We start from the raw sequence: 22516 nt of genomic DNA, 5'->3' as shown, positions 1-22516 counted from the left end.
GCTGATGATGCCCGAAAGGGTGCGGTAGCCCCATGGGTAATTCTACACCTTGTCGGTTGTTTTTGCAAAATCTACTGCTTTTAAACTGCTGTAAAAATTGCTGTACTCTTCAACCGAAGGATGTGCCGAACGCGGTGTATTTAAAAAGTTAGTTGCATAGCTAGCCAGATCTAAAGCCATGATGTCTTTAATCTGTTTATCAAATTTTGCATTACCCGTGCTTTTTCCGTTTAAGAAAGTTTTGCTCTTCGCGACAATCTCTTCCTGCTCAGGAAAATAATCGACAAAAGTACTTTGCACTTTCATAAAGTTGATGGCTTTCTGCTCAAGCGGGAAAGTAAGGTCGTGCCATTGGGTAAGTACTGTGTTTTCTTTAGAGTTTAATTTACCCGTTAGCACATAGCTCGAATCCAATAGACTTACGGATAACTGCTCACCACCCTTGAAATAGAATTTATAGTTATCGTTCGGACTTCCTTCATTTCCTGTGCCGATTACATATAAACCTTCATACTCGGGATAGAACAAAAAACCAAACTGGCCAGTGGCACTCGGGCTAGCATTCGCAATTTCTATGCTCTTTCCGTATTTTACCTTAAACAGTTTAACGGCTGATGATCTTTTCTTTTTTAAAAGACCTTTTACTTCAACTGGCGCCTGTGCCATTGTTGTTAAAGAGGCCAAGCACAAAAGTCCGGCGCTTAATAATTTTTTCATTTTAATTGGTTTAATTTGTATGTTTTGATTTTATACAGAAAACTATCGTGTACGGTAAACCAGACTTTTAACCTTTCCAAAACCGCTATAGGTATTTGCCAGAACTATATCGCCATTAATTGAGGGTACTTCAAAAATTTCCATTTTGCCATTTTTTCCCTCTTCTTGTGTGGGGTTATAGCTACAAACAATAAGCTTATTACCATCAGGATATTTGGTAGTATTAATAAAAGTTTGAAATTTTAATAACGAAACCCTATCAGCTCCTTTATCTAACATAAGTTTGGTTGTTTTTAGAGACATATCAAACTCGTAAACTTTACCTGCAGCACTGTAAAACAAATATCCAAAATCAGGACTTACGGCAAAATTTTCTGCTTTATCAATATCAGCTCCTGTTATTTCGCCATAGTATGATTGAGCATTGTTTGTACCGTTAAAACGGGCCAAATATTTTTTCCCCGATTGTGGATCTTTCAACACGCTGAAAACTTCGCCTCCATTAAAAGTTACATAGGTCATGTAAACCAAATCTAACCCTGTAGAAAAACTAAATAGTTTGCCTGCTGCCGGATCAGGGATTACAGTACAGGATCCGGCACTTCCTATGTGCTTTACAAAACGTTTATTATCCGTATCGTAAAATATAGCAGGTATTGCAATAGTCTCTACTTCATTGGTTGCAATAAATGGTGCGATGTTAAAGGCTTTCAGCTCGCCATTAATAATATTTAGCGGGGCACTGTACCTTATCTGATTTACCCTATCATAGAGATATGCGTCTCCTCCTCCAATCATATACGATCTTGTTGATCCAGATCTTTGAACCACGTCTGCATAAAAATTTGAAGCAACCGGACCATATATTTCATTTTTGAGTGTATAGTTACTTTTCCATTTAAAATTATCAGGATCAATTCTTTCTGTACCCTGGTTAGTACCGACATATATTGCGTAACCTGCATTTAAACCTGGCCCCGTAGATACGCCCATTTCATAGTTATATACCATTTTAGGACTTCCACTTAGAACTAAACCCGAACCAGTGGTGGTTAAAAGGTCATTTATTACGTTAAATCCTGTTGTTGTTTTTGCCAGCATATCAAGCCTTGCTGAGCCATTAACGTCACACATCAAAAACCATCCTTCGTTTATTTCATTTTCTACCCTCATTTTGAACGCTTTTCTGTATTTAACGCCTGTGGCTTTGTCTGTTACTCCATAGTAGAAATAATAGGTTCCGGTAACAAGCGACATGTTCACGTCTAAATATCTTGTATTGGCGAGTACAAACACTGCATCTGAAGATCCAAAGCTGGTGTAATAAGCCCACTCATAACTATATTTGGAGGTGTCAGTTCCGTTATCCTGCGTAAAGCTTACTTCTGGTTTCATAATAAATCTTTTGCCGTAAATAGCCGTTACATCCTGTATTCCGATAAATTCTTTAACCGCATTAATTTCATTGTAATCATAATTACCAAGATCCTTTTTACAAGAAACCAATAAAAAAATGGCAATAAAGGGTAAAAAGCATAAGTATATTTTCTTTAACATCTTTTTCGATTTAATAAATTTCTAATTATTGAACACTTACACCCATAATCATCGCTGTACCGTCTTCATCATAAATAATATTACCTCCGGCTTTTTGCTCGTTCAGGTAACGCTGCATTAACTTCCCAAATGCATTCGCTTCTGCCACAGAAATAGATGTATCTAAATAGGCCGGTGTTATATTTAGATAGTCGCAGATCAGAAATAGTTTTTTTCGGCTGAAAGAACCGAAATAGGTATCTAACCATCGGGTTGGTTTTTTTAAAATATCGCTTATAATTATCTTGTATTTAATAAAGCTCATTCTTTTACCAGTGGCTGCATTGATCACTTTATCTTTCATCTCGATAGAAAAGTTTTCATTCTCCACTAAGTTGAGATAAAGTACGTAGCTATTGGTCAGCATATCAGCTGTTCTATGAATCTTAACCTGAATAGTGTCCTTAATTTGGTTCTTTTTTATAAAAAAAGCTGTTGGTAGAGCATCATAATGTTTCCCTGCAATTGCCGTAGAAGCCGGATCTACTTCTAACCGGTAAGCCCTATCTGCTGTTGACATTGCGCCAGTAGTAGCTAAAATAACCTTTTGTATAGAGTCAGTTCCTTTAACCAGTGAGAAGGATATATTGATGGAATCTGTATTGACATCACTACCATAAATAAGTTGCTTTCCTGCTTCATTAAAATAAATACTAGGTTTACCCTCATAGGTCATCAATTGTTTTTCGCAAGAAACTAAGGTGAAAAGAACCATAATGGTTGAAATACTATAAATAATTTTTTTCATTGCTAAATTCATTATGGTCTGATTTGAGTTTCTGATAATGGTAATGGTAAAACATAGGTGCTCGCATTCATGGTAACGTTACCACTTGCCACAGCACCGTTAGGAATGGTGGTTATATTTCGCCGCTTATAGTAATAGAAAAGTTGGCCTTCGCCAAAAAATTCCTTCTGATGGTCTTTTTGTAACTCTGTATTTAGAGTAGCTGCTGTGCCCGTGGCTAAACTGGTGAGCCCTCTATTGTTACGGACGGTATTTAGATTAGCATATCCCTGAGTTAAATCCGTTTCACTTTCCGCTGCGATATAGTACATTTCACTAATTTTTATTAGCGGTACCGTAAAGCGGAATGTTTTCGTTTTATCCTGAACATCGGCATATTTATAGAATGTACGATAGGTCTTACCTCCATTGGAAGGAACGATCCAGTTTAGATTGTATCTATAATCGTTCTCGTTTGATTCAAATACTGTTGCAAGCCTACCAGAAAGCGGCGCTAAAATGGTTTTTTCAGCTAAATCCGGATCAAATATCGCCAGATAATTGCTATACAGTTGAGTGCACTGGATTCCTACAATCATTTCTGTAGTAAATACACGATCTGGATTAACTTTTTCACTTAGTGCATTAGCAACCGTTACCCAGGGAAATTTTCCACTGTTAGCGATAACCTCTTTAGCTGCAGCCAGGGCAGCCACCTTATTCCCCCTATACATATTTACCCTTGCCTGCAAGGCTTTAACGGCATAATAATTAAATCGATAATTTCTATTGCGTAAAAAATCGGTACCATCATTCAAAGCCCCGGGCATTACTCCATTTACAATAACCGGATCTGCCTTTAATAGCTTTTCGGCATTGGCCAGATCAGCCGTAATCAAATTCATTATAACATTGGCGGGCAGTAATGGGCCAATTGCAGATCCCGACTGCGTATAATATGGAATAGAATTTTTTGTAGAATCTGCTGTATTATATCGCGGACCAAATAAACGTAACAAATCAAAATGCAACATTGCCCTCATGCAAATGGCCTCCCCACGGTAAATAGAGTCTGTTTTGGCATTAATTGCCCCGGAGTATTTAATCAGGTTCTCTTCGAAAGCGTTAATGTTTAAAATTGTACTGTATGCTCCTGTCCAAATGGCGTCAATTCTCGAAATAATCGGAGCATCTCCATAGGCATATATGCTCGATTTATATTGATCATGAATTGTGGTGATGTTATAACGCTGTGCCAGAATTTCAACGGTTGATAAGGTTAAATTATCTCCATAAAGATTATTTTTTGATAGGTTTAGATATAAACCGTTCAATGCTGTATTAACACCTTGCTTCGTAGAAAACAACTGCTCTTCTAAAACTTTATCCTCTGGTTGTACGTCAAGAAATTTTTTACATGATGTTAAAGTCGCTGTGACGATTAACATCATCATTAATGTAGTATAAATTCTTTTCATGATTAAAACGATACTCTTAAAGTAAATGAAACTGTATTGGCGAAAGGATAATCGATACCGCGTTCTCTCTTAACTGAAGAAATCCTGAAAATATCGTTAGTGAGCGCTGAAAGATTTAGCGATCTCATACCAAACTTCTTTAACCAAGCCGATCTGTCAAACGTATAACCCATACTGATCGATTCTCCACTAATGGTATTTTCTTTTTGCACAAAACGGGACGACATTGGTGTTGTTGCTGTTTGCGAAATCCCTTTAAACTGCGCTACATCACCAGGTTTCTGCCAGCGATCATAAAGTGCCCGTTTATCCTGATTTGAGGCAATATTGGTATATGTAATATTTTCCACTTTATTGTAAAGTGCAGTATTGAAAATATCTCCACCTAAACGATATCTGAGGTATACACCCAGATTAAATCCCTTAAATGAAAAAGTACTTGTGAAAATCCCTTCAATTACCGGGTTCGTGTTGCCAACGGCCTGAACACTTCCTAAACTATAGTCAAACGTATATTGTCCATCATTTCTTAAAAACATCTCTCTACCAGTTGCAGGATCTATACCCAGAGACTTTGCTGCCCAAATATCATCCGGACTATAACCATCTGTAAAGCGCAACAAAGTTTTATTGTTTTCCTGTTGCTTGTTCAGTGATCTTAATGCATTTCCAAAGCCATCATATTTGCTTTTGTTTAGATTTCCAGATGCACCAACAACCCAAACTATTCTTTTTTCGATATTGTATATAGGTGCATAGTTTAATTTAAACTCCATTCCCTTATTATTTAAAATCCCCACATTTAAAGGATAATTAAATACACCCGTTGAAGATGGTAAATCAACTGCTACCACCAGTGGATCTGTACGTTTATTATAGACTGAAACATAACCAAATAACCGGTCGTTAAATAATGAATAATCCAAACCAGCACTAATCTGGGTAGTTTTTTGTGGTTTAAGATCAGGATTACCAAGCGTAGCCAAACTTACACCTTGACCAAACTGATTGTAATTGGTTGAACTATTAAAATTATAAACAGAAACTGATGTAATATTCCCATAATTCTGATTACCGGTTACGCCGATATTTGCATATAACTTAAGCCTGTTTATCCAACGTGTATTAGCAAAAAAATGCTCCCGGTTTAAATTCCATCCTATTCCACTCGACCAATACGGAGAAAACTGCTTGTTTTTACCAAAAGCCGTAGAACCATCCAAGCGATAGGAAAAATCAAACAAATACCGCATATCGTAGGCGTAATTTGCAGATAGCGTTGCATTGGCAGTACGGTATACACTAGAAGATGCGGTTGGGGCAGCATTGGATTGATAGCTATAAGCAAACCTTGGGTTGCCTGTACTTCCTTCAGGAAAACCTTCTGCAACAAAGCCCACAGCCCTAAAATCACGATTGTTTATTTCTGCCCTTGCATTCGCTGTAACAGAATGCTTTCCACCAAATACTTTTCCATATGTTAAAAGCATATTGCCCTGATAGGAAAAATTATCTGTTTTAGAATTTGTGTATTTTCCCCTTTGTAAAGCCCCCACTTCTTCAAACACACTATTTTCTGGTGCAAGAAAACTAACAGCAGTTACCGACCCCTTAACCAGTTGTAGCCCACCTCTAATCTGCAAATCTGAACTGATATCGTAGTTTAATTGAAAGTTATTCTGAACTTCTAGGTTTTCAGCTGTACTGGTATTCGGTAACGATGCATCATACAAAGGGTTTCTAACTTTTAGCTCGCTATAAGTAGAGGTATTGCTAACCTCCAAATATCTTTGCGAAGGATCTTTAATATAATATGGATTAGCATTTACAAAATTAGAGAATGATCCATATGGTGAATCTGTTGAACTATAACCTCGAACGTATAGGATATTATTAATATTAAACTTTCCTTTTCTATAGGTTAAGTTTATATTTCCACTCCAGGTATCTCTGCCAGAACCTTTCATTGCGCCGCTTTGCGTTTTATAGTTTAACCCCACCCCGTAAGTAAAAGCCTGGTCTCCTCCTTGTGCGTAAATGGAATTATTTTCCGTTATCCCAGTCTGTACAGGTTCATTTAGCCAATAAGTATCAACCCCTCTTTTTACCGCGGCGAGATGGTTATTATAAATTTGATCTAAACCGATCTGCTGATACGTTGCATTTGAAACGAAATAATTATATCGGCCAGCAAGCTTTTCAAATTGTAGTTTTTCAGCTGCATTCATCATATTGTAACCCGAAAGATCCGGGCTCTCTACTCTAAAATCATTAGAATAAGTAAACTGAAGTTGGCCAGCCTTTGGACGAATAGTTTCAACAACAACAACTCCATTTGATGCCCGGGCCCCATACAATGCTGTTGAAGCAGCATCCTTTAGAATAGTTACTGAAGCAACTCTGTTCATATCCAAATCCACAATGTTCTGGAGTGTCGTTTCAAATCCATCTAAAATAAATAAGGGTTGGTTAGGATCTGTACCAAATTGATCTTTCAATGTGGCTGTTGGAACACTTGTTTTACCCCTCACTTCAATAACAGGCAAAACATTTGGATTAGCTCCAGCCAAATTGTTCTCCATCAAAATAAAAGACGGGTCAAGGGTTCTTAAACTTTGAATAATGTTATTATTCCCAATACTTTTTAAGGTTTCTCCAGAAAACGTTGCAGTTACACCTGTAAAACTGTTTTTATTTCTTGTAATACCCGTGCCAGTTACAATAACATCTTTATCCAAACTAGTCGAACTTTCTTTTAAAACTACCGAAAGCGAAAAAGTACCACCATCCCTTACCTCACCGGTAACTGTTTTTGTTTCGTAACCAATAAAATTGATGGTGAACTTGTATGGCCCTGCCGCTAGTCTTGGAAAGCTAAATACGCCGTTCTTATCTGATGAGGTTGTTGTTTTAATCCCTGTTTGCACATTTTGAGCGATAACAGTTGCACCTACAATGGTTTCTTTTGCGTCTTTAATAACCCCTTTAACAGATGGCGTTTGTGCATAGGCGCTTAGCCCAAGATAAAGGCAAAGCAGTAGCAGTAAGACACGTTTTGGAACGTTCCTTTTAGTAAAAATTTTAATCATGAAGTTAGTTAGTTTGGTCTAGTTGTGTTTAGGGTTTTTATTTACTTCTTCTTTATGTTATATCCCACCTCTGTTTTTTCTGGGGTCAGGTTATTGAGCGAACAAAGCATATTTAAGAAAGAGTCAATGTCATCGCGTCCGAATTCATATTGTCCTGTAAATACTTTTTTGTTTAACTGACCTGCAGAATATTTTATTTTAATGTTCAATTTCGTTTCAAGTGCATCAAAAACGCCGGCTAGAGATTCGTTATCGAAAATAATGGCGTTTTCGGTAACAATAGCCTTATTCTGATCTAAAATTTCCAGTTTCTTAGCTGGCAGGATATTAACCTCTTTCACATTTGCAGCATAGGTTTGCATATTCACCGTAAATACTTTTCCCGGTAATAAATACACTGTTTTAACTCCTGCCGCCAGCAATTTATGTTGAGCCTTAACCACCACCTTTCCTTCAATTAATCTCACTTTAGTGTAAAGCCCTTTTTTAAAGGCGGTTATTTTAAAAACCGTACCTAAAGCAGTAGTAGCCAGGTTATTGGCAAAAACTGTAAAAGGTTTGGTCTTATCTTTATGCACCCTGAATAGTGCCTGTCCGATTAAAACCACATCTCTTTTTCCCTGATCAAACGGAAAATAACTCACCTCACTGTTTGGATCTAGTTCAACAATAGTTCCATCCGGAAGCGTGTGCGTCTGTTTTACCTGAGAGGTATTGGTCACAAACTTAGCAACCCTTGCAGGTACCCTCGCTTTAGTTAAAGCAGCAACATTAGAGGTAGAAACCTGATTACTGTTAAATTTATAAACCACCAATCCGATAGTAGCAATCAATGCGATCGAGGCGGCATAAGCTAAATAACGCAACCGGCTTCTCTTCATTTCTTTAGTATCGTGGATATGATCTAATACATTTACATAAATCCGGTCTGATACTTCGCCATCAACTTTTTCTTTCGGTTCAAAATGCTCCCATTCCTCGCTGTTTAAATAAATTTCGCGGTTGTCTCCGTCAGCTAAAAATTTACTTACCATGCGGGCTTCCTCGGCAGTACATTGGCCGGCAAAAAACTTCTCAACAAGCTTTTGGTTGATTTGCATAACTACATTACGTTTTTGAAAGCACTTTACCCCTATAGGGCTGAAATTATTTTATATAATTTCTGAAAAAAGCAGTTTTTTGGCCAAAAAAGGCAATAATTATTTATTAATAATGGCCGACATGATGATGGCCAAAGAAATAATAGAAGAAAATGCAGCTCTTAGCTGTTTTAATGCCTGTGATATGTGATTTTCGACCGTTTTAGGAGAAATAGAAAGCATTTCTGCAATTTCTTTATAAGAATAACCCTCTACCTTACTTAATTTGAATACTTTTTTTCTAACGGGTGCCATTTGTTCGATCGCCTGCTCCAATGCATGATGCACTTCTGGCTGATCAACTTCTGTCCGCAAAGCATAATCATTTTCTACTAAAGTCAAATGTTTTTTGCCAACCGCCTCCTTTCTAAGCTGATCGATAAGGATCGTACCCGCAATGCGGAAAATCTGTGCCGATAAGCTATACTCCATGGAAAGATTTTCTCTCTTTTCCCAAAGTTTGATAAAAGTAAGCTGCACCACCTCTTCGGCCATGTAAACTGAACCTGTTTTTTTCAGTACATAAGCGTAAAGTTTTTGGTTGAACAAACGGTAAACTGTTTGAAAAGTTTGTAAGCAACCCGACGCTAAATCAACAACATAGTCCATTAATAGGGATTCCTGAGAAAATATAAAGGGTGATTTTACTAGTTATTCGGAGCGGATGATAGGCCAAAGATATTTTTTCATTAAATAAGAATCAACCCATTGTTAAGTTTTTCACGCATTTTAATAAAAAAAATAGCTTCTCATTACTAATCAAACGTTTGTCTTATTTTTACCTTTTTCATCATTTTATAAGAATTTCGATTAAAAACCTGCAAATAATTAAAATTGATAACCAATTTGTAATAAACACGTTATCCTAATATCAGATTTCTTTCAATTGATTAGAACTATTTTTACATTTACGGTGATATGGTGAGCAATAACTACAGTGATTTATTACGGAAGATAGATGAGTTTATCCGCAAATTTTACCTGAATAAAATTTTGCGTGGCAGTATTTATGCTGCAGCCATACTTTTAGGGTTGTATCTCCTGGTTTTCCTGAGCCTGTATTACCTCAATCCAACTGCTGGTTTTAAAACCTTTGTATTTTTTGCCTATCTCCTCATTGGTATTCTACTGGTTGGCTTTTTAATCATCAAACCCTTGCTTTCCATGCTCAAACTGGGCAAACACCTTACCTTCGATGAAGCATCGGTTATCATTGGAAATCACTTTACCGATATTAAGGATAAATTATTGAATACCTTACAACTTCATCATTTATCCGAAAATCATCCTGAAAACAACCACCTTATTCTCGCCAGTATCGATCAAAAGATCCTTGAGCTTAAACCTGTCCCCTTTTACACCGCCGTTAGCATTAACGATAACCGGAAATATTTAAAATATCTTTTTATTCCCCTTTCAATCATTCTGCTTATTGCCATTATTGCGCCGACTATTTTACGCGAGGGCACGTACAGTTTCTTTAAGTACGATGAGTACATAGCACCTAAAGCTCCATTTAGTTTTACGGTTTTAAATAAAAGCTTAACGGTTACACAAGGCGATGATTTAACCTTAAACGTAAAACTGACAGGCGACGAACTCCCTGCCGAAATTTATGTGGAAGACGGAAAAAACACCTATAAACTTGAAAAAGAGAACATCACGAAGTTTCATTACAGCATCAAAAATATACAGAGCGATAAAAAACTGATTTTTAAAGGTGGCGGCTTTAGTTCAGCGGTGTTTACAGTTTCCGTTAAACCACGCCCCGAGCTACTCAATGCAACCGCAACTTTAAATTACCCCGCTTACCTGGGCAAAAAACAAGAGTTGATTGCCAATGTTGGCGATATGCTCCTGCCCGAAGGCACCAAAGTGACCTGGAATTTTAAAACCGGACAAAGCAGTTCCCTTCTGTTTGTTTTAAATGGAACCGAAAATATTTTAAAAGTTGAGGATAATGAATCAGCCTTTAATGCCACCATCCGGAACAATTCAAAATACAGTATTACCCCTAAAAATCAATACGTTACCATCAGAGATTCGCTTTCACACCAAATCACGGTAGTTAAAGATCAGGCTCCGGGGATTATCGTAGAAGAAAAGCCCGATTCAGTTAGTAATAAAGCCTTATATTTTAGCGGACAAGTAACGGATGATTACGGTTTTAGCCGCTTAAGTTTTAAATACAATATCAAAGAAAATAACCGCATTGTCGGTACGGTTACCAAAAATATTGCCATTAAAGGCAATGCGACCGAAAATAGCTTTTTCTATTTCTGGGATTTAAAAACAGCATCAGCCAGGCCGGGTCAGGAAATTGAATATTATTTTGAAGTAGCCGATAATGATGGTGTAAATGGTGCAAAAATTACCCGATCGGAAATTAAAACCTTTAAACAACCCACCAAAAAAGAAACCGCCGAACAGGTCAACGCCAGTAACCAGGCATTAAAACAAAAAATGCAGTCGGCCATACGTTTAGCCAATACCATCGAAAAAGAAAGTAAAAAAGTGGCCGAAAGCCTCATCGATAAAAAACAGATTTCTTTCGAAGATAAAAAACAGATTGAAGCCCTTTTAGACAAACAAAAGCAACTTGATGAGGCCGTTAAGGAAATTAAAGAGCAGAACGATAAAAATATTCAGCAACAGGAAGACCAAAAGCAAACGGAAGAGCTTTTAGAAAAACAGAAACAGATTAAGGATCTGTTTGATAATGTGCTGGATGAGAAAACAAAAGAACTTTTGAAAAAGCTGCAAAACCTGATGAATGAGAAAAATAAAGACCAAACGCAAAACGAACTTTCGAAGATGCAATTGGACAATAAAACCCTCAAAAATGAACTCGACCGGATTTTAGAGCTTTACAAACAGTTAGAATTTGAACAAAATCTTCAAACAGATATCGACCGTTTAAATGAGCTGGCTAAAGAACAAAAGGAACTTGCTGAGCAAACCAAAGATAAAAAGCAGGATAACGAATCGTTAAAGCAAAAACAGGACGCGCTTAACAAAGAGATGAAAGATCTGAAAGACGATTTGAAAAAACTGGAAGAAAAAAATCAATCGCTTGAAAGGCCAAATCCCTTCGAAAATCCTGAGAAAGATGTTCAGGATATACAAAAAGAACAGCAAGACAGTAAAGATGCTTTAGATAAAAAGGATTCGAAAAATGCAAGCCAGAAACAGCAAAAAGCGGCTGAGCAAATGGAGAAATTATCTAAAAAAATGAGCGATATGCAGCAGCAGGGCGAAGAGATGGAAAATAACTTAAACGCTAAAGAGTTACGCCAGTTACTGGAAAACTTGTTAACCACCTCTTTCGATCAGGAAAAAGTTATGCTTGCCTTAAAGAAAATGACTGCTGCCGATCCATCCTATACCAGTAATGTCCAGAAACAACGTAGCATTAAAGATAACCTTAAAACCATTGCCGATAGCTTGTACAGTTTAAGCAAAAGGGTTCCACAGATAGAATCGACGGTAAATGAGGAAATGAACAAGATTAATTTCAACCTGGATAAAAGTTTAGAAAGTTTGGGCGATAGAAGAACTCCCGAAGCCAATCGTTTCCAGCAGTTTACCATGACTTCTATCAATAATTTAACCCTGATGTTGAGCGAGGCCTTAAGTCAGCTGCAAAATATGCAGAAAAACGGTAAGGGCGGCAGTGGAAAGAAACAAAAACAAGGGATGAAACAGCTTTCGCAGCTGCAGGATCAACTGAATAAAAGCATGCAGAAAGCCCGCGAACAGATGCAAAAACAGGGCGGCAATCAAGGCACGGTAGGGAAAGGACAAATGAGCCAGGAGTTTGGTAAAATGGCTCAGCAGCAGCAAATGATCCGTCAGGCTTTAGAAAAAATAAACCGTGAAGAAAATAAAGATGGTACAGGTAAAATGGGCAACCTAAACGAAGCCATTAAAGAAATGAAACAAACCGAGAGCGATCTGGTTAACAAACGTTTACAGCAGGAAACCTTAAACAGACAGAAAGAACTATTAACCAAACTACTAGAAGCCGAAAAAGCAGAACGCGACCAGGAAGAGGATTCCAAACGTGAAAGTAAAGCTGCCAAAGAGTTTCCGCCATCTTATCAAAAAATGGTCGATCAGTATAAAAAACAACAACAAAACGGCAACGATATGTTGCAGAAACTGCCGCCAAGTTTAAATTACTACTATAAAAATAAGATTGCTGAGTATTTAAAATCGTTGAATATGGTTCGATAATGTTAGGAGTTGCGCGTCACCCTGACCTGTAGCGCAGCGGAAAGCTACGGAGTAACCCGAGCTTTAAGCGAGCTCACCGGAGGTAATTTATTTCAGGGTCTTTGTCCAAAAGATGCTGAAACAAGTTCAGCATGACGACTGTCGGAATATTTCTTAAATTTGCAGCCATAAACACCACAATATGCCTGCAATATCCTTTTTCACAGAATCAGTTAGCTATAATCTTCCTCAGAAACTTAAGGTGAAGAAATGGATTAAAGCAACCATCGAAAAAGAAGGTTTTAAATTGCAGGAGCTTAATTTTATCTTCTGTAGCGACGAATACCTGTTGGGCATTAACCAACAATATTTAAACCACGATACCTACACAGATATCATTACTTTCGATAATTCTGAAGAAGAAAAACAGATTGTAAGCGATATTTTTATCAGCATTGAGCGTGTTAAAGAAAACGCCAAAACCTTTAAAACATCGGAATTTGATGAGGTTTGCCGCATTATGATCCATGGAACCCTTCATTTATTGGGTTACAAAGACAAAGGAAAAGTAGCCAAAACCCTCATGACGCAAAAAGAAGATGAGTATTTGGGTTACAGAGCTGAAGCCGGCTTAGTTTAAATTATTATTTCTTCTACTTGGTGCCACTCTGGGGTTGATTTAATTTCTCTTTTTTCCATTTTTTCTAATACGATCTTTATGCTGAACTTGTTTTACAAGTAGAAGTAGTATTTTCAATTGTCTTGTAGCTACTAGGTGGTCAGCATCGTTCATACGATCAAGCCCCTGAAATAAGTTCAGGGTGACGATGACTAATACAAACTAAAAAACAATTATTTCCTTCCCTATTTTTTTATGGCGTTCGTCTAAAAGTTACGGGCGTTCGTCGACTATTAGGCTATACTGGTATAATACATCAAAAACCGCTGCAACTTTTATGGCCTGTTGCAGTCTTATATTAAAAAGCAACAATAAAAAGATGAAGAGTTGAGGTTGTTAAACCTGTTTTCTAGTCATCATACAAGATAAAGTTTAGTTTTAGTTAATGATTGAAGCAGCGGTGGAGCGAGTCCGACCGCTGTTTTCTTTTATATACAACCGCATGCGATATAAATCCATACTTTCCAGATAGATAAATCATCAATAACAGGCCATTTTTAGCCTGATACAGATTGCTTTACAATTTGATTATGCCGTTCCAAATATTTTATACTTACTTTTGCACTAATTTTCCTTTATAAATCCGAAATACAAAAAAATTGAGCACACTAATTGCGGCAGAAGGCTTAGGGCATGGTTATCATGACGAATGGCTATTTAAAAATTTAACCTTGGGTATTAACTCTGGTCAGCGCGTGGCGTTGGTTGGAATTAATGGTGCAGGTAAGAGTACACTTTTGAAATTATTGGCAGAAAGGTTCCCTCCGCTCGAAGGTAAAATTGTAAAAAATAAAGCTGTTAAAATCGGTTTCCTCGACCAGGAGCCTCAATTTACGGAGGGTTTTTCTATTAGCGACCACATATTCTCGCTGGAGAATAAACAACAACAATTGATTAAGGAATATGAGGAGTTAATTGAAGATCCAAACCCGGATGAGAAAACACTTAACCGTTTATATGAAGAATTAAGTGAGCATAACGCCTGGGAATATGAACATGAGATCAAGACCATTTTAAACAGAATGGGCATTACTCATCTTCAGCAGAAAATATCAACGTTATCTGGTGGACAAAAGAAACGTTTGGCTTTGGCTAAACTCTTAATTGAGGATCCTGAAATTTTGGTGCTTGATGAGCCAACCAACCACTTGGATATTGACACAATTGAATGGCTGGAGAAATTATTAACTACCGGACAAAAAACAATATTACTCGTTACCCACGACAGGTACTTTTTAGATAATGTTTGCAATACCATTGTAGAGTTAGACAGGGGAAAAATATTTAACTATAACGGAAATTATGCTTACTTCTTAGAAAAGAAAAGCGAAAGGGAGGCTTTAGACGCGACGGTTTTACATAAGAACCAACAGCTATTGAAGAAAGAATTAGAGTGGATGAGGCGTATGCCACAAGCCCGAGCGACGAAATCTAACGCTAGAATTAATGCTTTTTACGATTTAGAGGAAAAAACCAAGAAAAAGACTGATAATCAGAGTATTAACCTCCAAATGAAGATGTCTCGTCAAGGCGGGAAGATTATTGAGCTGGAACATGTTCAAAAAGCATTTGACGGGCGTCCGATCATCAATGATTTTAGTTACACCTTTAAAAAAGGCGATCGTATTGGCCTGGCCGGAAAAAACGGAACAGGAAAATCTACCCTGCTGAATATTATTACCAGTCAATTGAAACCGGACAATGGTAAAGTTGATACTGGAGAAACAACCGTATTTGGCTACTATAAACAGGGTGGTTTAACTTTCGATCCGAAGGAAAGAGTAATTGATATTGTAAAGTCTGATGCCGAATATATCAAGATGGCCGACGGCTCAGTGATTACTGCTTCTGCCCTATTAACCTTATTTCTTTTCCCGCCTAAGAAGCAACATGGCATGGTAGAGAAATTAAGCGGTGGTGAAAAGAAGCGTTTGAACCTGATGAAGGTGTTGATGCAAAATCCAAATTTTTTGATTTTGGATGAGCCCACCAACGATCTTGACATCGACACCTTAAATGTTCTTGAAGAATTTTTAGAGAATTTCCCAGGCATTTTAATGTTGGTTTCACACGACAGATACCTACTCGATAAAATGAGTGATCAGCTATTTATCATGGAGGGTGAAGGCGTCGTTAAAATTTACAATGGTAATTATTCCGAATATCGTTTGAGTTTAGAACAACCAAAAGTTAAAACTGAAACCAAGAAAAGCCCTGCTCCTGTTGTAGAACAAGCACCAGTGAAAGCAGCAAAAAAATTGAGTTTCAAAGAACAAAAAGAATTAGAAGATAGCGAAAAAGGCATCGCAGAAATGGAAAATAAAATAGCTTCGCTTAACGAAAGTCTTGTTAAAATTGACGCGACCGACTATGTGAAAATTCAAGAAGTTTCAGCAGAAATAGAATCGCTTCAGGTAAAGCTCGACGAATTCACCATGCGTTGGCTTGAACTATCAGAATAACGAAAGCGCAATTCTAAGATGTTTTCCGCGTTATGTTTCACGTGGAACATCAACAAATCGTCATGCTGAAAATAAAATCAGCATCTCGTAATATTAAGATAAAAACCAATTGTTTCACGTGGAACAATTAAAGAAATATAAAATAAAATGTTTTCAAAATACGATTTGATTGTTGTTGGTGCTGGTCACGCAGGCTGTGAAGCTGCTGCTGCCGCTGCCAATTTAGGGTCATCTGTTTTATTAATCACAATGAATATGGGCACCATCGCCCAGATGAGTTGTAACCCTGCCATGGGTGGTGTAGCTAAAGGACAGATTGTTCGCGAGGTGGATGCAATGGGCGGATACTCAGGCATCATCTCTGATAAATCGACCATTCAGTTTAGAATGCTCAATAAATCAAAGGGTCCTGCTATGTGGAGCCCAAGAGCACAAATTGATAGAATGCGTTTTGCTGAAGAGTGGCGTTTAGCATTAGAAAGAACATCTAATCTTGACATATGGCAGGATAGCGTGGTAGGCCTATTAGTAAAAGATAATACGGTATACGGCGTTAAAACTTCTTTAGGTATCGAGATAGAAAGTACAGCAGTAGTCCTGACTAACGGTACATTTCTAAATGGCGTAATGCACATCGGAGAAAAGAAATTTGGAGGTGGTAGAACCGCAGAAAGAGCTTCAACCGGAATTACCGAACAGCTGGTAGAATTGGGTATGGAAGCAGGCCGTATGAAAACTGGTACTCCCCCACGTGTGGATGGAAGAAGTTTAGATTATACCAAAATGGAAGAACAATGGGGAGATGAAAACCCAGGTAAATTCTCCTACACAGATACTGAAGTTTCTACCGATCAACGTTGTTGCTGGATCACTTATACCAATGGGGATGTTCACGAAACTTTAAAAGAAGGCTTCGAAAAATCGCCCATGTTTACCGGAAGAATTAAAGGTTTGGGCCCGAGGTACTGCCCATCTATCGAAGATAAAATTAATCGTTTTGCGGAACGTGACAGACACCAGATTTTTGTTGAACCTGAAGGATGGAACACTTGCGAAATTTATGTAAATGGATTTTCAACTTCACTTCCCGAAGATGTACAATTTAAAGCCTTGAGATTAATACCAGGTTTTGAGCAGGCAAAAATGTTCAGGCCGGGCTATGCCATCGAGTACGATTTCTTCCCACCTACCCAATTGTCTTTAACATTAGAAACTAAATTGATCAGCAATTTATTTTTAGCAGGACAAATTAACGGAACTACAGGATACGAAGAAGCGGCTTGTCAAGGTTTCATGGCCGGCATAAATGCACATCAAAAAATCACGGATAAACACGAACTGATCATGAAAAGATCTGACAGTTATATTGGTGTTTTAATTGATGACCTGGTAACTAAAGGAACGGAAGAACCTTATCGCATGTTTACCTCCAGAGCCGAACACCGTTTATTATTGAGACAAGATAATGCCGATATCCGCCTATCTCCTATCGGACATGAGTTGGGTTTAATTTCTGACGAGCGTTTAGAAAAGGTAAATCAGAAAATTGCAAATGCTGATGCTTTGGTTAAGTTCACCAGAAACCAGGGAATCGAAATGAGCGATGCCAATCCAATGCTTGAAAGTTTAGGATCGAGTGTTTTAAATCAAAATGTAAAAATACACAGTCTCGTTGGAAGACCTCATGTTGGATTACCCGATTTAATTAAGGTAAGCAAACCTCTTGCTGAAGCTACCAAAGATTTAGACAACGAAACGATTGAGCAGGCAGAAATCAAAATTAAATATGAAAGTTATTTTGAGAAGGAAAATGAGATTGTAGCCAAGATGTTGAAGATGGAAGACAAAGAAATTAAACCAGATTTCGATTACAATAAAATTGTTTCCATTTCAAAAGAAGCTCGTGAAAAATTATTTAAGATCAAACCACGTACTTTAGGTCAGGCTTCACGAATTTCAGGCGTTTCACCTTCAGATATATCGGTTTTAATGGTTTATATCAATAAGTAATTGATTATCAACACTTTAACTATTTTAAAACAGACTTAAAATAAAGCGATATAAGCTAAAAAAAAGATTTTTTAATGTTACGGTTCCAAAAAGTATAAAAATTCGTCAGAACGTTTAAAATATGCCAAATTTAAAAGCTCAGTATTTTAACCTTAAAAATTTAGCGGTTGTGGTAACCATACTCCTATTTTTTGGTTGTGCAAGTATCCAAACGCCTCAGGGCGGACCAAAAGATACCAAGCCACCAAAAGTTTTAAGCATGACTCCAAAAAATCAAACAAGGAATTTTAATGCTAAAAAAATAGTAATCGAGTTTGATGAATATTTTAACCTTAAGGATGAGTTTAAAGAATTTTCCATTTCTCCCGATCAGGAAAAACTTCCCGAACTAAAAAAAAGACAAAAGAGATTAGAAATTAATCTCAAAGATACTTTAGAAAAAAATACAACTTATACTTTAAACTTCGGAAAATCTGTTGCCGATGTGAACGAAGGAAATGTTGTTAAAAATTTATCCTATGTTTTTTCCACCGGACCCGAAATAGATTCGCTATCATTAAGTGGTAAAGTAATTAATTCGTTAACCGATGAACCCGAGAAAGAAGTTACCGTATTTATTTTGCCTTTGGAAAGAGATACTATTTTCGGGAAAAAACGTCCTTCAATTTACACGACCACTGACAGTGCAGGAACGTACAAATTGAATAACTTAAGGAAAGGCACCTATAAAGTATATGCGGTTAAAGAAAGTAGCGGGGGAGGCGACAAAATATACCAGCAGCTTTCGGATGAAGTTGGATTTATAAAAGAACCGATTGTAATAGATAAAAATATTGAGAATATAGACCTGCAAATATTTAAAGAGTTAGCACCAGAATTCCGCGTATTAGACCGAAAATTAAATAATGATGGAAGTATATCAATCAGCTTAAATCAGCAGCTTAAAAGTCCTAAAATAACCATTACAGACCCGCCAGCTGTAGATGTAGGCAAGTTTGTCCATTTTTCAAAAAATAATGATACTGCCAAAATCTGGCTAAAGGATTTAAGTTTCGATTCGGTTAAAGTTGCCATACAAGATCAGGGTAAGGTTTTACAGACTTTAAACTTTACCAGGGGTAAAAAAGATACTTATACACGCGATGTAGCGATTTCTGATAATTTATCCGGTGGTAAACTAAATCCTTTTCAGCAGTTGACCCTAACCTTTCCTTTTCCGATGACTGCTGCAGATCCATCTAAAATCACGCTTTTAGAAGATTCTGTAAAACGAACAACTTTTGAGGTGGTAAAAGACAGTGTAGATTTTCTTAAATATTACATCAAATACCCCTGGAAAAATAAAAGAACTTATGATTTAAAATTAGCTGCAGGTGCCTTTACAGCTATATTTAACGCTAAAAACAAAGATGTAACCAAACGTTTTTCATTAGAAAGCGCGGATGCTTATACCACCCTGGTATTAAATGTAACTGTTCCGGATACTTCGAAAAGATATGTTGTACAGTTTTTAAATGAAAAAAAGGACATTATAAAATCTTTTCCGGTAAGCAAAAATTCGAAAGTTACTTTTTCTAAATATCCGGCTGGCAAATATATGCTCAGGGTAATTTATGATGAAAATAAAAACGGAATATGGGATACCGGAAATGTAAAGGAAGGATACCAGCCCGAAAAAGTCTGGTATTTAAAAGCTTTAATGGATTTAAAACCGAATTGGGAACGCGAAGATCCATTGGCGATACCTGCGCCACCAACTAAATAAAAAAAGTCGTCATCTCGACTGGAACACAGTGGAACGGAGAGATCTATCTCGAAACAGATTTCTCCATTCCGTTTCACTTCAGTCGAAATGACGGAAACTATTGGGTAAACCAACCCGAATACATGATATAATTATCAGGCAATTTATTCAATAAAGCCCTTTGCTCCTCAGTAATGGGCTTTATTTTTTTAGCTGGTGTACCCGCGTATAAATAACCTTTTTCGCAAACAGTATTCTCTAGCACTACAGATCCCGCTGCAATGATACAATACTCCTCTATCACCGCATGATCCATTACAATTGCACCCATACCGATTAAAACATTATCCTGGACGGTACAACCATGTACTATTGCATTATGCCCTACAGATACCCGGTTACCGATGTGTGTAGATGCTTTTAAATAGGTAGCATGAATTACAGCACCGTCTTGTATGTTCGATTCATTTCCGATTGTAATGGCATTTACATCGCCTCTAATCACGGCATTAAACCACACTGAACATTTATCACCGATTATTACATCACCAACAATGGTGGCGTTTTCAGCAATAAAATTATCTTTTCCTATTTCAGGGTATTTATTTTTTACGGGTAATATTAAAGGCATAACATTATTTTACGTCACCCTGAATTTATTTCAGGGTCTTTTTAAGTATTGTATATGTGATATTTAGATGCTGAACTAAATTCAGCATGACGATTCTACATTAAAAAACGGTATCTACTAATTCTTTTGCATGCTCAGGATAATCAGTAGTATAATGTAGTCCCCTGCTCTCTTTCCGTTGCATTGCAGATTTAATCACCAGATAAGCAGTTTGAATTACATTACGCAATTCGCAAAGTTTAACCGAAACCTTATTCTTTTTATAAAATTCTTCTGTTTCCTGATAGATTAAAAACAAGCGGCGATGTGCCCGCTCCAAACGAAAATCAGAACGTACAATACCTACATAATCGCCCATTATTTTTTGTAGCTCCCTAAGGTTATGTGTTACCAATACATCTTCGTTGCTTTGCGTAACACCTTTCGAATCCCATTCAGGAATGTTCTCGGGGATGACATTATTTTTAAAGTTTTCTATGGCATCCTGATAAATGCGGTGTGCAAAAACGGTAGCTTCCAGTAAAGAATTGGATGCCAAACGATTAGCACCATGTAGGCCAGTTGAAGAACACTCTCCACAGGCATATAAATTTTTAATCGAAGAACGACCATATTCGTCAACCAGAATACCACCACACATATAATGAGATGCAGGGGTAACCGGGATATAATCTTTCGTCATATCTATCCCTATTGATAAACACTTGGCATATATATTAGGAAAGTGTTTCAGAATATCTGCTTTCTTACGCATCGTAATATCCAGGTAAACAAAGTCATCACCCGATTTCTTCATTTCATTATCTACCGCACGGGCTACAATATCACGTGGTGCTAACGATTTACGCTCATCATATTCATGCATAAACTCTTCACCATTTTTACGCCTTAAAACGCCACCAAAACCCCTAACTGCTTCCGAAATTAAGAAGGATGGATACTCTCCGGGATGGTATAAGGCTGTTGGATGGAACTGAATAAACTCCATATTTCTCACTTTTCCTTTTGCACGATAAACCATTGCCATCCCATCACCTGTTGCAATAACCGGATTTGTTGTGGCCGAATACACATGTCCGGCACCACCCGAAGCCATCACAGTCACATTTGCCACAATCTTTTCCACATCGTTAAGCTCTGTGTTAAAGGCATATATGCCGTAACAGTTAATATCTTCGGTACGTTTATCCACAAACTCACCCAGGTGATGCTGGGTAATTAACTCCAGTGCGAAGTAATGTGTTAATATCTCTATGTTGTTATTCTCATGAATTTCATTTAGCAACACCCGTTCAATCTCGTATCCGGTGATATCTTTATAGTGTAAAACACGGTGTTCAGAGTGTCCTCCCTCCTTAGCTAAATCATAGAAACCAGCGTTATCTTTATCGAAGTTTATACCATAATCAATGATCTCCTGAATACGCTGAGGCCCCTCTTTTACAACGATTTCCACAATTTTTTCATCACATAATCCATCGCCGGCAATCAAGGTATCATCAATATGTTTCTCAAAAGAATCACCTTTATCTACCACAACTGCAACACCGCCCTGAGCGTATTTTGTATTCGATTCGTCTTCGTTCGATTTAGTAACAATTAAAACCTTACCAAACTTTGCCGCTTTAAGCGCGAAACTCAAACCCGCTATACCTGAACCAATTACCAGAAAATCTACTTTCCTCATTAATAAAAACATTTACTTTATCCACGATGTTAACAACTAGTTGATAAATGTTAACTCTGTGTCTAAATTATCCTAACAAATAAATTTGAATGTTTAAAGCTACTCTAAAAAGACAATTTGCCACAATCTTTTAAGTAATTTTTGAGCACCTTTGTACAAGTAATTAACTTTTTACCCACTTATAAACAATTAACATTCGGGTATTGATAAAAATTAGGCAACTTTTCGATAGTGCTGAAAATCAAACTCATGATATTATAGAAATGTAATCTAAATGTTAGTAAACGATTAACAACTTATATAAAAGAACTTTTTTTTGAAACTTGTCAACAATACTAACAC

General features: G+C 37.2%; 14 protein-coding genes. 5 read left to right on the top strand and 9 right to left on the bottom strand.

Features of this window, described 5'->3' with window-relative positions; translation table 11 throughout:
- Nucleotides 1–42: 42 nt before the first annotated feature.
- The 7 genes from AC07YT_RS12755 to AC07YT_RS12725 form a co-directional block, all read right to left on the bottom strand.
- Nucleotides 43–717 carry a hypothetical protein gene (locus AC07YT_RS12755; RefSeq protein ID WP_494945340.1) on the bottom strand — a complete coding sequence of 225 codons (675 nt, stop codon included), beginning with the start codon at nt 715–717 and terminating at the stop codon, nt 43–45.
- Between the two features lie 42 nt (nt 718–759).
- The gene (locus AC07YT_RS12750; RefSeq protein WP_086548486.1) at nt 760–2274 is read right to left on the bottom strand and encodes a PKD-like family lipoprotein; all 1515 of its coding nucleotides are present in this window, start codon (nt 2272–2274) and stop codon (nt 760–762) included.
- Between the two features lie 25 nt (nt 2275–2299).
- Nucleotides 2300–3061 carry a DUF4843 domain-containing protein gene (locus tag AC07YT_RS12745; protein WP_494945339.1) on the bottom strand — a complete coding sequence of 254 codons (762 nt, stop codon included), beginning with the start codon at nt 3059–3061 and terminating at the stop codon, nt 2300–2302.
- A gap of 11 nt (nt 3062–3072) precedes the next feature.
- A complete protein-coding gene (locus tag AC07YT_RS12740; protein ID WP_086548484.1) occupies nt 3073–4518 on the bottom strand; it encodes a RagB/SusD family nutrient uptake outer membrane protein in 1446 nt (481 codons plus the stop codon).
- A gap of 2 nt (nt 4519–4520) precedes the next feature.
- Nucleotides 4521–7607: a SusC/RagA family TonB-linked outer membrane protein gene (locus AC07YT_RS12735; protein WP_086548483.1), complete on the bottom strand. Its 3087-nt coding sequence runs from the start codon at nt 7605–7607 to the stop codon at nt 4521–4523.
- 41 nt (nt 7608–7648) lie between these two features.
- Nucleotides 7649–8707 (bottom strand): FecR family protein, encoded by a 1059-nt coding sequence (locus tag AC07YT_RS12730; RefSeq protein WP_086548482.1) that lies wholly within the window; start codon nt 8705–8707, stop codon nt 7649–7651.
- Nucleotides 8708–8806: 99 nt separating this feature from the next.
- The gene (locus AC07YT_RS12725) at nt 8807–9355 is read right to left on the bottom strand and encodes a sigma-70 family RNA polymerase sigma factor (RefSeq protein WP_086548481.1); all 549 of its coding nucleotides are present in this window, start codon (nt 9353–9355) and stop codon (nt 8807–8809) included.
- 309 nt (nt 9356–9664) lie between these two features.
- Here AC07YT_RS12725 and AC07YT_RS12720 point away from each other — a divergent pair, with 309 nt between their 5' ends.
- The 5 genes from AC07YT_RS12720 to AC07YT_RS12700 all read left to right on the top strand — a co-directional run bounded on the left by AC07YT_RS12720 (nt 9665) and on the right by AC07YT_RS12700 (nt 19877).
- The gene (locus tag AC07YT_RS12720) at nt 9665–12982 is read left to right on the top strand and encodes a DUF4175 family protein (RefSeq protein WP_086548480.1); all 3318 of its coding nucleotides are present in this window, start codon (nt 9665–9667) and stop codon (nt 12980–12982) included.
- Between the two features lie 181 nt (nt 12983–13163).
- Nucleotides 13164–13601 carry an rRNA maturation RNase YbeY gene (ybeY, locus tag AC07YT_RS12715; protein WP_086548479.1) on the top strand — a complete coding sequence of 146 codons (438 nt, stop codon included), beginning with the start codon at nt 13164–13166 and terminating at the stop codon, nt 13599–13601.
- Nucleotides 13602–14239: 638 nt separating this feature from the next.
- Entirely contained in the window at nt 14240–16102 is a 1863-nt protein-coding gene (locus tag AC07YT_RS12710; RefSeq protein WP_086548478.1) for an ABC-F family ATP-binding cassette domain-containing protein, read from the top strand.
- Between the two features lie 147 nt (nt 16103–16249).
- Nucleotides 16250–18112, top strand: a complete 1863-nt coding sequence (mnmG, locus tag AC07YT_RS12705) for a tRNA uridine-5-carboxymethylaminomethyl(34) synthesis enzyme MnmG (RefSeq protein ID WP_086548477.1) — start codon at nt 16250–16252, stop codon at nt 18110–18112.
- 121 nt (nt 18113–18233) lie between these two features.
- Nucleotides 18234–19877 (top strand): Ig-like domain-containing protein, encoded by a 1644-nt coding sequence (locus tag AC07YT_RS12700; RefSeq protein ID WP_086548476.1) that lies wholly within the window; start codon nt 18234–18236, stop codon nt 19875–19877.
- 97 nt (nt 19878–19974) lie between these two features.
- Here AC07YT_RS12700 and AC07YT_RS12695 read toward each other — a convergent pair whose 3' ends face one another.
- Both AC07YT_RS12695 and nadB read right to left on the bottom strand, forming a co-directional pair.
- Nucleotides 19975–20487, bottom strand: a complete 513-nt coding sequence (locus AC07YT_RS12695) for a gamma carbonic anhydrase family protein (RefSeq protein WP_086548475.1) — start codon at nt 20485–20487, stop codon at nt 19975–19977.
- 100 nt (nt 20488–20587) lie between these two features.
- A complete protein-coding gene (gene nadB, locus AC07YT_RS12690) occupies nt 20588–22174 on the bottom strand; it encodes an L-aspartate oxidase (RefSeq protein ID WP_086549465.1) in 1587 nt (528 codons plus the stop codon).
- Between the last annotated feature and the right edge of the window lie 342 nt (nt 22175–22516).

The sequence above is a fragment of the Pedobacter sp. GW460-11-11-14-TSB4 genome (genome assembly GCF_059423705.1).
This window is presented reverse-complemented; position numbering and strand designations above follow the sequence as displayed.

Bases quoted from the DNA above. Each gene is read 5' to 3' on its own strand.
- AC07YT_RS12755 (WP_494945340.1), bottom strand. From the start codon at position 717: ATGAAAAAATTATTAAGCGCCGGACTTTTGTGCTTGGCCTCTTTAACA.
- AC07YT_RS12750 (WP_086548486.1), bottom strand. From the start codon at position 2,274: ATGTTAAAGAAAATATACTTATGCTTTTTACCCTTTATTGCCATTTTT.
- AC07YT_RS12720 (WP_086548480.1), top strand. From the start codon at position 9,665: ATGGTGAGCAATAACTACAGTGATTTATTACGGAAGATAGATGAGTTT.
- ybeY (WP_086548479.1), top strand. From the start codon at position 13,164: ATGCCTGCAATATCCTTTTTCACAGAATCAGTTAGCTATAATCTTCCT.
- mnmG (WP_086548477.1), top strand. From the start codon at position 16,250: ATGTTTTCAAAATACGATTTGATTGTTGTTGGTGCTGGTCACGCAGGC.
- AC07YT_RS12700 (WP_086548476.1), top strand. From the start codon at position 18,234: ATGCCAAATTTAAAAGCTCAGTATTTTAACCTTAAAAATTTAGCGGTT.
- AC07YT_RS12745 (WP_494945339.1), bottom strand. From the start codon at position 3,061: ATGAAAAAAATTATTTATAGTATTTCAACCATTATGGTTCTTTTCACC.
- AC07YT_RS12695 (WP_086548475.1), bottom strand. From the start codon at position 20,487: ATGCCTTTAATATTACCCGTAAAAAATAAATACCCTGAAATAGGAAAA.
- nadB (WP_086549465.1), bottom strand. From the start codon at position 22,174: ATGAGGAAAGTAGATTTTCTGGTAATTGGTTCAGGTATAGCGGGTTTG.
- AC07YT_RS12740 (WP_086548484.1), bottom strand. From the start codon at position 4,518: ATGAAAAGAATTTATACTACATTAATGATGATGTTAATCGTCACAGCG.
- AC07YT_RS12735 (WP_086548483.1), bottom strand. From the start codon at position 7,607: ATGATTAAAATTTTTACTAAAAGGAACGTTCCAAAACGTGTCTTACTG.
- AC07YT_RS12730 (WP_086548482.1), bottom strand. From the start codon at position 8,707: ATGCAAATCAACCAAAAGCTTGTTGAGAAGTTTTTTGCCGGCCAATGT.
- AC07YT_RS12725 (WP_086548481.1), bottom strand. From the start codon at position 9,355: ATGGACTATGTTGTTGATTTAGCGTCGGGTTGCTTACAAACTTTTCAA.